The 16,125-nt window shown below is 39.4% G+C and carries 10 protein-coding genes; 8 read left to right on the top strand and 2 right to left on the bottom strand.

Features of this window, described 5'->3' with window-relative positions; translation table 11 throughout:
• The first annotated feature begins 209 nt into the window (after positions 1–209).
• The 3 genes from LQ188_RS17915 (at position 210) to nhaC (ending at position 7,351) form a co-directional block, all read left to right on the top strand.
• Positions 210–4,409: a S8 family serine peptidase gene (locus LQ188_RS17915; RefSeq protein WP_230177633.1), complete on the top strand. Its 4,200-nt coding sequence runs from the start codon at positions 210–212 to the stop codon at positions 4,407–4,409.
• 71 nt (positions 4,410–4,480) lie between these two features.
• The gene (locus LQ188_RS17910; protein ID WP_230177632.1) at positions 4,481–5,743 is read left to right on the top strand and encodes a helix-turn-helix domain-containing protein; all 1,263 of its coding nucleotides are present in this window, start codon (positions 4,481–4,483) and stop codon (positions 5,741–5,743) included.
• A gap of 228 nt (positions 5,744–5,971) precedes the next feature.
• Positions 5,972–7,351: a Na+/H+ antiporter NhaC gene (gene nhaC, locus LQ188_RS17905; protein WP_230177631.1), complete on the top strand. Its 1,380-nt coding sequence runs from the start codon at positions 5,972–5,974 to the stop codon at positions 7,349–7,351.
• A gap of 111 nt (positions 7,352–7,462) precedes the next feature.
• On the opposite strand, the gene LQ188_RS17900 is transcribed toward nhaC, so the two are convergent.
• The gene (locus LQ188_RS17900) at positions 7,463–8,656 is read right to left on the bottom strand and encodes an FtsW/RodA/SpoVE family cell cycle protein (RefSeq protein WP_230177630.1); all 1,194 of its coding nucleotides are present in this window, start codon (positions 8,654–8,656) and stop codon (positions 7,463–7,465) included.
• 633 nt (positions 8,657–9,289) lie between these two features.
• On the opposite strand from LQ188_RS17900, the gene LQ188_RS17895 reads away from it, so the two are divergent.
• The 4 genes from LQ188_RS17895 (at position 9,290) to LQ188_RS17880 (ending at position 14,238) form a co-directional block, all read left to right on the top strand.
• Entirely contained in the window at positions 9,290–10,849 is a 1,560-nt protein-coding gene (locus tag LQ188_RS17895; RefSeq protein WP_101224481.1) for an aldehyde dehydrogenase family protein, read from the top strand.
• A 258-nt stretch (positions 10,850–11,107) separates the two neighbouring features.
• Complete coding sequence (locus LQ188_RS17890; protein ID WP_101224482.1) at positions 11,108–11,890, top strand: TerC family protein; 783 nt, start codon at positions 11,108–11,110, stop codon at positions 11,888–11,890.
• Positions 11,891–12,244: 354 nt separating this feature from the next.
• On the top strand, positions 12,245–12,988 hold the full coding sequence (gene sigI / locus LQ188_RS17885; RefSeq protein ID WP_101224483.1) for an RNA polymerase sigma factor SigI: 744 nt from the start codon (positions 12,245–12,247) through the stop codon (positions 12,986–12,988).
• Positions 12,985–14,238: an anti-sigma factor domain-containing protein gene (locus LQ188_RS17880; protein ID WP_230177629.1), complete on the top strand. Its 1,254-nt coding sequence runs from the start codon at positions 12,985–12,987 to the stop codon at positions 14,236–14,238. The genes sigI and LQ188_RS17880 overlap by 4 nt, the downstream gene beginning before the upstream one ends.
• A gap of 56 nt (positions 14,239–14,294) precedes the next feature.
• Here the strand turns inward: LQ188_RS17880 and LQ188_RS17875 are convergent, their stop codons facing one another.
• The gene (locus LQ188_RS17875; protein WP_034314196.1) at positions 14,295–14,486 is read right to left on the bottom strand and encodes an alpha/beta-type small acid-soluble spore protein; all 192 of its coding nucleotides are present in this window, start codon (positions 14,484–14,486) and stop codon (positions 14,295–14,297) included.
• A 234-nt stretch (positions 14,487–14,720) separates the two neighbouring features.
• Here LQ188_RS17875 and LQ188_RS17870 point away from each other — a divergent pair, with 234 nt between their 5' ends.
• Positions 14,721–16,073 carry a TrkH family potassium uptake protein gene (locus tag LQ188_RS17870; RefSeq protein WP_230177628.1) on the top strand — a complete coding sequence of 451 codons (1,353 nt, stop codon included), beginning with the start codon at positions 14,721–14,723 and terminating at the stop codon, positions 16,071–16,073.
• Positions 16,074–16,125: the final 52 nt, after the last annotated feature.

Here is a 16,125-nt window from a genome sequence, read left to right as displayed (position 1 = left end):
GCTTGTCCTACACTTGATTCATGCCAATTAGGAATGGAACCATGAAATCCCATCCTGCCACTCCAATTGTCATGATATTTAACATAAAGATCATGGAACCATAGGGAGATACAACCAAGAGCATTACCCCAATTTACACCAATACCATTTATCCTCTATTATTTAACAGAAGATACTAAATTTTCTAAACAATAAGGAGGAATGGAAAAATGAAATTTTCTAAAGGGAAACTTGTTTTATCAGGCACCCTCGCTGCCGGGCTTCTTCTATCTACAACCTTTTCGATTCATCCATTGGCGGAGAATCCAGAAGTGACGATTACCCATAAAAATATTGAAGACATTTTATCGAACTTATCCAAGGAGCAACGACAAGCGATTCAGAAGCTGAACGCTGGTCCTAACTTCACCATTTCTCCAGATATAAAAACAAATAGCCCGGAGCTGGTTTCCATTATTGTTGAGTTCGAACAAGCTCCTGCACAGGTCGCCGTCAAAAAACAAGCGGTGCTTGGGAAAAAAATGACGATTGCTTCTGCAAAAAATAACGTAGATCAGTCACATCAAGAATTTAAAAGCTATATTGAATCTTTGAAAAAGAAAAAAGATTTATCCAAGTATGATTCCAGTAAATTAGCGATAAACAGAGAATATAAACATGCATTTAACGGCGTTTCCATGACGTTGCCAGGAGTTGCGGTAAAAGATTTACTTCAATCAGGGACAGTTAAACGAATCTGGAATAATGCAAAAATCCAATTGGAGCTCCCGGTTCAAGAAAAAGGGATCACTCCAAAAATGGCTGATAGCATTCCTCAAATTGGAGTAGATAAACTTCATGAAGAAAATATAAAGGGAAAAGGGATTAAAGTTGGTGTCCTTGATACTGGCATCGATTACAATCACCCCGATTTAACCAATGCATATAAAGGATACCGAAGTAAAGAAGGTGAGAATCCTAAGGACATTGAGCCTTCATCGGTTAAGGGCTGGGATTTCGTCGATAATGATGCAGATCCGATGGAGACAACCTATGAAAATTGGAAATCATCCGGTCAACCGGAATTCACCAGCAGTGGTTCTGCTTACTATACAGCTCATGGTACACACGTTTCTGGAACGATCGCCGCAACAAAAACAAATGAAGTGGATTATGCAGTGAAAGGTGTTGCTCCTGAAGCTGACCTCTATACATACCGTGTGTTAGGACCGTATGGTTCCGGTTCCAATGAAGGTGTAATAGCAGGAATTGATAAAGCAGTCAGTGATGGTATGGATATCATGAATCTATCACTTGGATCATCTGTCAATGATCCGCTTGATCCTACTTCTGTAGCGATCAACAATGCAATGCTTTCTGGAGTTGTTTCCGTTGTTGCTGCCGGTAATGCGGGGCCAGGTGCGAAAACTTTAGGCTCTCCTGGAACAGCTGCCCTTGGCATTTCAGTTGGGGCAAGTGATTCTGCCATGAAGATCCCTACCATAACTGCTGGTGCTGGAAAATATACATTTGAAAACATGAAACTATTAGGCAAAAACTTTTCGGATCGGATTGAAGACTTAACTGGTCAATCGTTTCCGGTCGTTTATGCCGGCATTGGACAGGAAAGCGATTTTGAAGGAAAAGATGTTCGAGATAAAATCGCTCTTATTGAACGGGGAACCCTTACGTTTGATGTGAAAATAAAGAATGCAAAGGCAGCTGGGGCAAAAGCAATTATAATCTATAACAATGTGGATGGAGAAATCACCTCATATGTTGGGGAAGGAACCGACTTTATCCCTACTTTTCGATTAACCAAAGAAGATGGGGAAAAATTAAAAGCTATCGAAAATGGATCCCTTACATTTAAAGATACAGGGAATACAAAAACAGTCGGAGATAATTTGGCAGACTTCAGTTCCAGAGGTCCAGTTAACGGAAATTACGATATTAAGCCAGATATTGTAGCGCCTGGCGTAGCCATTTTCTCCACTGAGCCGGAATATATCAATAGTCCAGATGAAGGGATTGATTACACATCATCCTATGGACGTATGCAAGGTACATCAATGGCTACACCGCATGTTGCGGGAGTCGCTGCATTAATATTACAAGAACACGGGGATTATGACCCGTTTGATGTGAAAGAAGCTCTCATGAATACATCCGTTGATTTACAAAAAGATCATTCGGTGAATGAAGTTGGAGCCGGCCGTATTGATGCCTATGATGCCGTGCATGTGGATACTTCGATAAAAGTATTGGATAAAACCGAAATTGTCGAAGGTGATGAAACGACAGAAATTAACGAGGAAACGGGCTCACTTGCATTTGGCCGGGAATATATAAGAGACAATGATGAAGCGATTGAACTCACGAAAAAAGTGGAAATTGAAAATAAGGGGAAAAAGAAAAAATATACCATTGATGTTGAATACCATAAAAATATAAAAGGTGTACAAGATGCCAATGCAAATGGCGTAAAGGTAAAAGTGAGTAAGTCGGTTACTGTGGCTAAAGGTAAGTCCAAAGTAATTGAACCAACTATCAGCGTACCGGCAAATGCAAAAGAAGGGGCATATGAAGGGTACCTTCACATCACAAATTCTGAAAATGATGAAGAAACGTATCAAGTTCCATTTTCGATCACAGTAACGGATAAAGGTATTGATTACGTTGAAACGGACAGTCCATCCATTGCTAATGATTTCCCGTTTTGGCAATACTATAACCCATTTATGAATGCTATGTTTCAGCTGAAAAGTCCAATGGAAACAGTGGATGTTATCCTAAAAGATACGAAGTCAGATAAACCATTAGGATACGTAGGGAGCCTAAATGCTTCTAGGTTCGAACCAGATAGACCGTATTATATTCTTTTTGCGTTTACTGGTCATGTATATCCATTTACAAACGATCCAGAGCATCCGATTTCCGATACGTATAAGAAACTTCAAGAAGGGGACTACACTCTAGAGTTCATAGGAAGTGATGAGTCGGGAAAAACTTACTCAGCTGGTACTGCTGCAATAGTCGATAACACCCCTCCAGACGTAAAATGGGACAAAGAACCAGGAGTATATGAAATAAATGACTCGATGTTTACCGAAGAAGATGGTCAGAAGGCTTTCTATGTACACGGAAATGTCAATGATGCGACAGTAAAAGTACTTCAAGAGAAAGGTTTGGACTATGACCAAACTTCCAATACTATGTTTTACGACACGAGCAAATACGCATATTTTGGCAGGGAATTCCCAATCGATCCTGATGGAAATGTGAAATTCGGAATCGAAGAAAGTGATATTGCAAATGATGCACTTTATCTAAGGTTGGCAACTACAGATATGGCAACAGCAATGAATCCTCAAGATTATGTGTTTTTAAAAGAAGGGACTGAATATGTCACATCAAACTATGATAAAGAAGTGCTGAAAAAGGATGATACCTTTACCATGACTTTATCAGTCAATAATGTAAAACAGTTCCTTTCAGGAGAATATACGATCAAGTATGAAGGTGAGCTTTATCAATTTAAAAATGCTAAACTTTCCAGTAAAATAAAAAAATATGCAAAAGAAAAAGGGTTAAATGTTTCTTTAACCAAACCTGTCGTTAATGATGATAATCAATCTAAAGAAGTCAAGGTTGGCGCTGAATTGACAGGAAAGGCATTTAAAGGTTTAAACGGAGATATGCCTCTACTGGATGTATCCTTTAAACTTGTCGACGATACCTTTTATCATTTATATGCGGGAATGGATGTAGGAGAAGCTTCTTATATAAAACAAGGGGGCAATACTGCAACCGATCTTCCATATTACAGTGTTGACCGATATAAAATCATTTCTAAGCACTCAACTTTGAACGGATCGATTTCTCCAGAAGCGTTTTTAAGTGAGGAAGGATATATTAAGCCAGGTAATATCACAAAAATCGGTGTGAAAGTTTATGCGCAATCCAAAGCAGGGAAAAAATACTCGGGAACACTTGATGATTGGGGTCAATTCTCGATCAAAGGGATCCCTGCATCTAACCAGGAATATACGCTTGTCGTCGAAACGCCATCACATCTCAAGAGCCATACAAATTTCGTTCCAGGTAAAGAAAAAGACGGAACTCTATTAGGACAGAATATAAGACTCAGACCAGATCTGAACCTAGCGGGGGATATCAATAAAGATAAAGTCATAGACATAAAAGATATTCAGGAAGTCGTCGATGCATATGGTATCAAGGATAAATCCATCATCAAGGAAGATATTAACCAGGACGGTACCGTCGATGAATTCGACGTCAGATATGTCGAGAAGAATTTCTTGACGAAAGGTCCGGATGCACCAGTAAATAAAGTACCGAAAGAAAAGATTGGCAATAAAGGTTTGGAATACTTTTTACGCCTGATTGGACTAGAAACGAATCAATAGCATTTGCCCCAGGAAAAATATATTTTCCTGGGGCTTTTACCATTTTGCTATAATTGGAGGAAAAAGTTAGCATGGGGGAATTTTTGGTGGAGGGTAAAATCATTAAGTTTTATCGGGAAAAAGCCCAAATGACACAAAAGGAGCTGGTACAAGGAATTTGTTCCATTACACATTTAAGCAAGATTGAACGAGGGATTACCGAGTATTCCAAAGAGATGATAACCCTGTTATCCGAGAGGCTGCAGATCAATATAAAAGAAGAGGTCAGAAAATATCATCTATTGGGCCAAAAACTTGATGAGTGGCAGAATGCTTTGATTTCACAACAGACGGAAGACTCAGCTAGGTTAAAAAAAGAAATAGAAGATGAGCCGCTTAAAGAGCTTCCTGATTTTCATGCATCCTATAATTTAATCCTCTCAAGGTACCATCTATTCATGAACCTTCCGGAGAAAGCGTTTGAAAGGATACAAATTATCCAAGGGAAAGAGTCACAGCTCTCATCGTACGAACGCAATTATTTAAAACATATCATGGGCATCTATTATTTCCTGACCGGACAATACAAAGATTGCATCAACATCCTTACTAGCATTGATCATTCTGGATACCATCACAATGAATATTATTATCATCTTGCACTGGCACACCATTCAACACATTCAAATATTGCATCATACTATTATGCTGAAAAAGCGCTAGCCTATTTTCATAAAACATTGAATGTACTAAGAATCATCGATACCGAAACGATGATGCTTGTTCAATTGAACGCAAGGGAGCTGCACGACTTTGAGGAAACCAAGAAAAAATACGATTCCTTAATCAAGATGTGTGATGCTTGTCAGGCATATGATCGAAAATCCAAGCTCCTTAACAATCTTGCTTTCGAATGTTATAGAAGGAAAAGGTTTGCTGATGCAAGAAAATTATACGAAAGGGCGCTTCTGCTCGTTGATGAAGATAATCCTTTTTACACGATGTTTTTGGATGGATACATCAACAACGCGATAAAAGGAAAGTTATTGAATGATACAGAGCTCACGGACCTAGCTGAAAAAGGATTGAGACTTGCCCGAAAACATAATGGCATGCCACCCTTTTATTTTCAATTGCATCTATTTGCAATCCAGGAAGAGGAAGAAAAATTCTACCGTTTAATAGAAGAAGAAGCTCTGCCCTTTTTCAGGAAAACAGGCTACATAGTCCTGATCGATCATTATGAGAAAAAACTGTTTCATTATTTTGTAAAGATCAATGAGACAACCAAGGCATTGCAATTAGCCCAAATAATTATCGAATCACATAAAAGTCATTATGATGGAATGAATTGAACATATATCTATCGGAAGGAGCTTGGTAATGGTTTGCGTTGTATCAGTGGAGAGAAGTATCACTGATAAAATCGAATTGTACTAAATTATTCCTTTGACAATCTCCTGAAACTCCTATATATTTAGCTAGTACTTTAGTGCTTAAAAGCGTTTCAGTAATTGTAAGGAGTGAAAAGGTCCTAGCCTTACCTCAGAGAATATACAACATTGAAAGCGGGGAAAAACATCATGCGTCTTGAAGATGCAAAGCTAAAACTCTCCTTACTTGAAGCAATTGGGGTTTTGGCCATTCTATTCTTAATCATTGCAACTGGTATCATACACTATGGACTTGCCCCCCATATTCCAATAATAGCGGCAATCCTTTTCTTATTTGTTTATGGGAAGATCAAGAAACTGCCATTTTCAATTATGGAGGCGGCTATAGTCAAAGGTGCAGGTACTGGTATGGGAGCCATTTATATATTCTTTTTCATTGGAATGCTGATTTCCATATGGATGGCAAGCGGGACGATCCCTACCATCATGTTCTATGGGTTTGACTGGATTTCTGGTGAATATTTTTATGCAATCACATTTTTGGTGTGTTCGCTAATTGGGCTCTGTATCGGGAGTTCACTTACAACATCAGCCACTATCGGCGTTGCTTTAATAGGTATGGCGGCGGCGATGGATTTATCGTTGGCGATTACAGCCGGTGCAATCATTTCCGGTGCATTTCTTGGGGATAAAATGTCTCCATTATCCGACTCTACCAATCTTGCATCTGGAACGGTTGGAGCACCATTATTTGAACATATTAATAATATGCTTTGGACTACGATTCCAGGTTTTTTAATATCACTTATCATCTTTTACTTCCTTTCACCGAATGTCAAAGTTGCTCGTGTTGAGGAAATCGAAGCCATGACCAAAGCCTTGGAAATGGAAACGAATATAAGCATATGGAGTTTGATTCCGTTTGTCATCGTTCTAATCATGGCTTTGAAAAAGGTGTCAGCCATTCCGACATTGTCGGCAGGAATCATTTCGGCAGCCATCATCGCTTTCATTCAAACGCCTAATTTGACGGTTGCAAAACTGGCAGATATTTTATACGGCGGATTTGTACTCAAGAGTGGAATGGATCAACTTGACTCAATCTTATCGCGGGGCGGAATTGAAAGTATGATGTTCTCCGTTTCGATGGTGTTGTTGGCATTGGCCATGGGCGGACTATTGTTCGAATTGGGAGTCATACCTTCTATATTAAAAGCGATCCAGGATTCATTGACGAGTGTAGCGAAAGTGATTTCCGCTACTGTATTTGCAGGAATCAGCGTGAATTTCCTGGTGGGTGAACAGTATTTGTCAGTTATACTGCCTGGGAAAGCCTTTCAGCAGAAATATGAAGATTTAGGCTTGCAGCCCAAAACGCTTGCGAGGGTACTTGAAGATGCAGGAACAGTTGTGAATCCTCTGGTTCCTTGGGGTGTCTGCGGTGTATTCCTGACACAGGTATTGGGTGTTTCAACCCTTGAATATGCTCCATTTGCATTCTTCTGCCTGCTTTGTCCTTTACTCAGTCTGATTTCTGGCTTTACGAAAATCGGTATCCATTATAAATAAAAAAACAGGCGGTCGGGTCTCGACTGCCTGTTTTTTTATGTGAAGTTCCATAACCTTATAGAGAAGGGGACCCCCTGACATGAACAGAAATGTCAGGGGGTATTTGAACGATTATTTTGAGGACGCAATCTCATCTTTTGGGATGGACACGACCTTTTCTTTCTGTTCAAGCAAGTTCATTCGCATAACGACATTTTGGAATATGCCCATTGAAAGCATGAGCAGCAGTAAGGAAGATCCTCCATAACTGATGAATGGAAGGGTGATCCCGGTAATAGGGATAAGTCCAGTCACTCCGCCAACGTTGATGCCGACTTGAATGCCGATCATGGATGAGATGCCGATCAATAAAAGGCTTCCAAATGGATCCTTGCATTTTGCTGAAAGTACATATCCCCTTAAAACGATAAAACCTAGTGTCAATAAAACGAACCCCACTCCGAATATCCCGAGCTCTTCTGCAATGACAGACATGATGAAATCAGTATGTGATTCAGGCAGGTATCCGTATTTTTGTACACTGTCACCAAGACCCACTCCAGTAAGGCCGCCGGATCCTATCGCGAATAGTGAATTTACGAGTTGATACCCGCTTTCTCCTGCCGTTCCGAAAGGATCTGCAAACCCAGTAAAACGAGACATCTTATTTTCAGAAAGAACGGAAGAAAAATTTCCTGTCACTATTACACCTAGTGCAAATATGGCAACGAAAATCGCAGTAATCAAAGAGAGTTTGAATATACTCTTAAAGGACATACCGGATGAAATGATCATGGTACTTGAAATCAGGAAAATGACCGCTGCCGTTCCATAGTCAGGTTGTATTCCGATTAAAAAGCAGATGAATACAAGAAAGAAAATCGGCGGGATGACGGCTTTATCAATACTATTGATTCGATCCTGCCTTTTTCCATAAATGGCTGCCAAATAAATAATCATGGCTAACTTGGAAAATTCAGCGGGTTGAATCGACTTTGTCCCTAATTTGAACCAGCTTGTGGCATTTCCTGCTGTATGGCCGAAGATAAAGAGGAGCAAAAGGATACCAGCCATTCCAAACATCATAGACATCAAGAACATTTTGTTTTTGTACATCTTATAAGGAAGAATCATCGTGACGATCATTGCCACGAATGAAATGAGAAAGGCCGTTTTTTGTTTCTCAAAGAAGAAATCCATAGGCATGCCGTATCGAGCAACAGCAGTAATCATGCTCGAACTGTAAATCATGACTAAACCAAACAAACAGAGTAATACGACAGCGATGAAAATAGGGAAGTCGTATGCTTTAATTATTCTTTTCACTTGTGCGCTCACCTCAAATATGTATGCGCGAAAAAATCGCCTTCTTATATAGTAACGGAAAATCGTTTATATAGATAATAATTTTTATTCGATATATGAATTTATCCTCCATAAACCAATATTAAACACTAAAACCGAGAAACTTGTCTGCCGGATTTCCTTTTTGCTAATAGCCCAATTCGGATTCCTATACATTACCTTCGATAGCAAACGTGAATACTCCTTTTAATATCTGAAAAATTTTTACTATATATTCCATTTGGCGGTTCTGTTAAGTCTGGAAGATTACTATTTAAGGTTATTTATGGAAAAACCTGATGTGATGAAGTGGATACTGTAAACAAATTTGTTAGAGTGACTCATCTTAAAAGGTATACTTATTTTAGCCCCGGTTATGTGGCACGGAATGGTGCAGGGATTTAATGAAGAGAGCGAACCGGTTGTGAACTTGGTTCCAATGGATTATATTATACAGGCTCCTGCGTCTCTGGCATGATATAAAGAGGGGTGGAAAAACCTCGTACGTTACGTTTAGTGAATTAGGGAAGGCCTACCTCCTTGGTCGATCTTAATTAAAAGCATAAGAATGATAGGGAGTACCAATAAAAATAAGGTTAAGCAAGGGGAGTAGTTATGGAAGAGATATATGACAAGCTGGAAGTGTTTTCTCCGGCAACAGGTGAGAAGATTGCGGAAATCGTGCCAACGCCATTGAAGTCGATTCCTCATATATATAAGAAATCAAGACATGCGTTCCAAGAATGGTCGAATCTTTCCATCAAGGAACGGCTGCACTATTTAAAACGGCTTCGTTTATTGATGGTAGAAAAAATGGATGAAATAGCTGAAGTCATTTCAAAAGATACGGGAAAAGTGAAAATTGAAGCGCTGGTTGCTGATATCATGCCAACGATTGATGCAATAAAGCATATCGAGAAACATGCATTGAAAACTCTTTCCGGACGAAAGGTCACCACTCCGCTCATGTTAATTGGAAAAAAATCTTATATCCAATATATGCCCCGTGGAACGATACTCGTCATTTCACCATGGAATTATCCGCTGCAGCTTTCCATGGTACCCATTCTTAATGCTCTAGCAGCGGGAAATGCAGTCATCGCCAAGCCCTCAGAGGTAACACCTTTAGTTGGGGTTTGCATCGAAAAGCTGTTTCTTGAAGCTGGTTTCCCGGACGGAATTATACAGTTTGCCCATGGAGGAAAAGAACTGGGTGCGGCATTAACTGAGCAAAAGCCTGATTATATATTTTTTACTGGATCTGTAAGGACTGGGAAAATGATTGGTGAGGTCGCAGCTAGACAACTGATCCCAACGACTTTGGAGCTTGGCGGGAAGGATCCGATGATCGTTCTGCGTGATGCCAACCTGGAACGGGCTGTTAACGGGGCGCTTTGGGGGGCTTTTACAAATAGCGGGCAGGTGTGCATGAGTGTTGAAAGGGTTTATGTGGAACGTCCTGTTTATAAGGAATTCCTCATGCTTCTTAAAGAAAAGACGAAGTCCATGAGGCAGGGGGTGCATTCGCAGGATGACATCGGTTCAATGACCTTCCCGGCACAAGTTGATATTGTGGCTGGACAACTGGAGGATGCACTGAATAAGGGGGCCGTACTTGAAGCCGGAATACCTCCGAAAGAGTGGAAAACGGGACAGACCCATTTCATTCCGCCGACGATTCTGTCCAATGTCGATCATTCCATGAAAATCATGAAAGAAGAAACGTTCGGACCAGTGTTGCCTGTTGTGCCTTTTGATACGGAGGAAGAAGTGATCGCCCTGGCAAATGAAAGTGAATATGGACTCAATTCCAGCGTTTGGACGATGGATAGTGAAAAAGCAAGCAAAATTGCGTCTCGGTTAGTAACAGGGGCGGTGACGATCAATGATGTGCTGATAACGGTTGCTAATCATCATTTACCATTTGGCGGTGCCAAACAAAGTGGGGTTGGCCGCTATCATGGCGAGCATGGATTAAAGATTTTCTGCCATGAAAAAGCGATCATGATCGATAAAGGTAAAAACAATACAGAAATACAATGGTATCCATATGAAGGGAAATACACGAGTTTTTTATCGCTGTTTCAGAACTACTTTTCTGCCAAACCGAACTGGATTCGTTTCGGCAAAGAATATTTGCGATTGATTAAAATATCCAAAGGGTACAGAAAATGAATCCATTTATAAAAAAGATTGTTATTTTCATAACGAGCGCGTATACTATGAATATACTTAATAACTGATTTTCCTTTTCAAAGGGGAGTAGCGTTAGGGTTCGCCCTAAAACAAAGTCGTCATTACGTGAATGTTAAACATTCATCGGCTTTGTTGACATGTTTTCATGTTCAGCAAGACCTTTGCCTATATGGCAGAGGTCTTTTTATTTTGCCAATGCCAGTAGGAAGGAAATACTAACTATTGGAGGTTGAATGGATGGAAGCATCAATATTATTGGAATATGGTTGGGTCCTTCTTATCTTGGTTGGATTAGAAGGGATACTTGCTGCGGATAACGCAGTCGTCATGGCTGTCATGGTTAAGCATTTGCCAAAAGAACAACAGCGAAAAGCCTTGTTTTATGGTTTGATGGGAGCTTTTGTTTTCCGCTTTGCAAGCTTATTCCTTATTTCCTTTCTTGTCGAGGTGTGGCAAGTTCAAGCAATCGGTGCGATTTACTTACTTTTCATTGCTTTTCAGCACATTTACAAAAAATACGCTGGTAAAGGTGAGAAGGAAATCACGAAACCTAAAAAGCAATCCGGCTTTTGGATGACCGTGGTAAAGGTTGAAGCGGCTGATATAGCTTTCGCAATCGATTCGATGTTGGCTGCTGTCGCACTGGCTGTTACACTTCCTGAAACAGGCTGGATGAAAGTCGGCGGTATTGACGGAGGGCAATTCGCTATCATGTTCCTCGGCGGCATGATTGGATTGATCATTATGCGATTTGCAGCAAATGGGTTCGTGAAGTTGCTTCATCAGCGTCCTTCCCTAGAAACGGCTGCATTTTTGATAGTGGGTTGGGTAGGAGTGAAGTTGGCGGTACACACACTCGCACACCCTTCACTGGCTATCATCGATCATCATTTCCCTGAATCAACTCTTTGGAAATCGATTTTCTGGGTCGTTTTGATTGGAATTGCAGCAGGTGCATGGATCATTTCAAGCAAAAAAGAAAAAAAAGAAAAAGAAGAGAAAAAAATACAGGAAGCTTAAAAAAACAGGCGTGCTGGTCACGCCTGTTTTTTTTGCTTTTTCATGTATTTTTGGAGATGACCCTCAAAAGCGCAGGGATGTTTACGAATGATATGTTAAAAGATGTGAATATTAAATTCCGGTTATAAAAATGACAAATGTCCCATTGTATTGGACAAAAATCAGGAAAAAGATAACTTACTGTAATTGCACTGTAATAAACGAGAAAAAACTAAGTATTTTATCATGTTGATATATTATGTGATTTAATTTTTAATGCAAAAATAGTTCTTTTGGTACTGTCTTTTAGACTCCCTCCGCTTAAGATAAGTATGTTGATGCGTATTTTATGTTCAACAGGAGCGAGGTGAGCAAATGCTTGGATTGTTGTTTACAGCATTCAAAAAAAAGCGTTCTTTAGAAGAAACCGTATTGAAAATTCAACAAGGCGATATTAGCCTTCGTAATGATACCATAGAGTCATTCAAACCTTTTATTGCGAAAACAGTGTCATCGGTTTGCAAACGTTACATATACGAATCAGATGATGAATTCAGTATTGGACTGATTGCTTTTAACGAGGCAATCGATAAATATTCCCCGGAAAAAGGCCGTTCTTTATTGGCATTTGCCGAAACCCTCGTTAAACGAAGGGTTATAGATTATATAAGAAGCCAGTCCAAACAAAAAGAAGTCCTATTGGATTTATCACTGAATGATGATAATGAGCAAAGCCATATATATATCGATAATGAAAATTCCATCAATGAATACGAGAAGCAGAAGGAATCGGAAAGAAGAAAAGAAGAAATTCTGCTTTATATAAGCCATCTAGAGGATTTTGGTCTGTCATTTGAGGATTTAGTTGAAAACTCTCCCAAACATGCAGATGCCAGGAAGGGAGCTATTATGATCGCTAAATTGTTAATGGAAGATGACGAACTGAAAGAAATCCTGTTTGCAAAAAAGCGGCTGCCCGTAAAACAGCTTGAGGGAAAAGTGGAAGTAAGCAGAAAAACGATTGAACGGAACAGAAAGTACATCATTGCTGTGGCAATCATAATAAACGGAGATTTTTTGTATTTGAATGATTATATAAAAGGGGCTATCGATGAATGAAAAAAGGAGTTATTCTTTCAGTTAATAAGCGATTTGTTACCCTATTGACCCCCGAGGGTGAATTTCTGAAAACCAAAAGGCAGGAACGGGAATATGAAGTGGGTGAGGAAATCACTTTTTCACCTGCTAAACAAAAGTTCACTTTAGCCTTTTTCAATTTTCATTCATCTTTCAAAAAAACGGCCGTGCTAAGCATTGCCTCCACCTTCTTGATTCTGTTTTCGATTCTTCCTTCTTATTTCCCTGGTCCTGTGTCGGCATATATGACGATAGATGTGAATCCAAGCATTGAATTGGAGCTTGACGATGATTTAGAAGTTCTCAAACTTACCGGTTTAAATGAAGACGGCAAGCTTGTGATTGGTCAGCTGAAGGACTGGAAAGGCAAGGATATAAAGACTGTTACAAACCGTATCGTTGAAACGACGAAGCAACTTGGTTATTTGAAAGGAAATAAACAAATTGTGGTTTCCACAACGTTATTGGAAAAAGATAAAGAACTGGATAAGAATTTAAAAGAAGAGATAAAAGAAATTTCTGAGCAGGATAATGTTTCTAACACAAAAATGAAAGTGATCCAGGCAACAAAAAGCGATCGGAAGCAAGCAAGGGAACAAGGCATATCCACTGGAAAGTATCTCGAAAAGAAGTTGAATGAAGATAAAGATAAGGATAAGGTAAAAGTCAATAAGAGGGAGCCTGCTCCAGCACCAGATAAAAAAGTCGAGGATAAGGGTGTTAATCCGAAAGAGAAGAGCGTAACGCTGAGTACGGAAAATAAATCGGATGGAGAAAAGAAAAAAGAGAATAATGAAATTGAAATAAAGCAAAAGCAGGCCAATGAAGCCAAACCGACTGAACGGAAAAACGCGGGTATGGAAGTTACCAAAATTAAGAAACAAAATGAACGGGAAGATACAATTGGAAAACGGAAACGGGATGCAATAAATGGACACAAGAAAAAAAGCAACGAGAAAAAAGGAAAATCCGAAAGCGACCACAGCAACCAATCAAAGAACAAGCAGAAAAATGAAAAGAATGATAAAAAGTTCGATGTGAAAAAAATTTCTTCAGCCAAAGAAAATAATAATGATCATTTAAAGCACGAAAGTAAAAATAAACAAGCTAACCAAGTGAAGCAGGCTAATCGGGATAAGCAAGCAAAACAGCATAAGGAAAATAAACAAGATTGGGATAAGTCGAAAAGGGGTATCGGCAATAATGGAAAAGGAAATGGACATAATGATTAAAAAGAGTCCAGCATGCAGCTGGACTCTTAGCCATGGATATTTAATTGTGTTAGGAATTACTGACCTTTAAGTTGAGATTGTGCTTGTTGTACAAGGCGTTTCGTAATTTCTCCGCCAACTGAACCATTGGCACGTGCTGAAGTATCGGAACCTAATTGTACACCGAATTCAGATGCAATTTCATATTTGATTTGTTCTAATGCTTGTTCGATTCCAGGAACAAGAAGATTGTTACTGCTGTTAGCCATTTTTAAATCTCCCCTTTACTTTTTCAACGGCTTTTGCCGCTGTAATGATAGTATAAGTAGAATGTCGAGTTTTACTTATATGAGCAGTACCAAACTTATTGGTAAACCTGCCTTTTTGTTGTAAGTAAGTCAGTTTTAAAAGAGAATGGAAAAAAGAATGAAAAAAGGGTAAACTAGATATTTAATGGTTATGTGATTCACATAACTATATAGGAGTAAGAAAGGAAACTCTTTATGTTTGCTATCAAAAAAATATTATCAAAGTTAACACCAGCTCAGCTTATTGTCGGTTATTATTTTTTGGCCGTCACTATCTCGACCGTACTGTTGAGCTTGCCGGTTGCTCTGAAGCCAGGCGTGGAATTTAAATTCATGGATGCTTTATTCACAGCCGTAAGTGCAGTTAGTGTGACAGGTCTGACAGTTGTTAGTTTGCCTGAAGTGTATAATGAGGTAGGCTATTTCATTCTAATGTTCGTTCTCCAATTTGGCGGTATTGGCATCATGTCACTCGGAACCTTTTTCTGGCTTATAGTGGGAAAGAAAATCGGTTTGAAGGAAAGGCAATTGATCATGACTGATCAAAATCAATCGAATCTTTCGGGCCTTGTTAAATTATTGATCCAAATCATTCAGATATTTGTCGTAATTGAAATGATTGGAGCTCTCGTTTTAGGTATTTACTTTCTGAATTTTTTTCCAGACTGGAAAGAGGCCTTTTTAAATGGCTTATTTTTAGCCGTAAGTGCCACCACGAATGCTGGTTTTGATATTACCGGTATATCGATGATTCCATTTAAAGACGATTATTTTGTACAGTTCATTACGATTATCCTGCTTACCCTTGGCGCCATTGGGTTTCCTGTTTTAATTGAGCTGAAAGAGTTTTTGTCCAATAGGGCCCGTACTTATAAGTTTCATTTTTCTTTGTTCACGAAGCTGACCTCTGTCACCTTCTTTTCCCTTATAATTGGGGGAACGATCCTGATTTACCTCCTGGAAATAAATGGATTCTTTAAAAATAAGAGCTGGCATGAATCGTTCTTCTACTCTTTATTTATGTCCTCCAATACTCGAAGCGGCGGGTTAGCAACAATGAATGTGAGTGACTTTTCGGAACCGACCCTTTTATTGATGAGCATTTTGATGTTCATTGGAGCATCCCCAAGTTCAGTCGGGGGAGGAATCCGGACAACTACATTGGCCATCATGATTCTATTTTTATGGAATTTCATGAGAGGAAGGCGTTCCATTAAAGTGTTCAAACGGGAAATTCACCCCGATGATATCCGAAAAGCGACTGCAGTTATGATCATGGGATCCCTCCTTTGCATAATGGCGGTCTTCATTTTATCAATTACCGAAAATTTCACTTTGATGCAAATCATTTTTGAGGTATGTTCGGCTTTCGGCTCAGTCGGCCTTTCGATGGGAATAACGCCTGACCTCAGCAATACCGGTAAAATTGTCATCATGATCATTATGTTCATTGGCCGTGTCGGGATAACCTCCCTCCTGTATATCATAGGCCATAAAGAAGTTACGGAAAATTTCCATTATCCAAAAGAACGCGTCATCATTGGGTAAATGATTTAAGTTTAACAGTGACCTTTCCACCCGTGGAAAGGTTTTTTGTGTT

Source organism: Peribacillus sp. Bi134 (genome assembly GCF_918698065.1).
In the GTDB taxonomy this organism is placed as follows: domain Bacteria; phylum Bacillota; class Bacilli; order Bacillales; family DSM-1321; genus Peribacillus.
The sequence above is the reverse complement of the archived record's forward strand: the minus strand, read 5'-3'. Positions and strand labels throughout refer to the sequence as shown.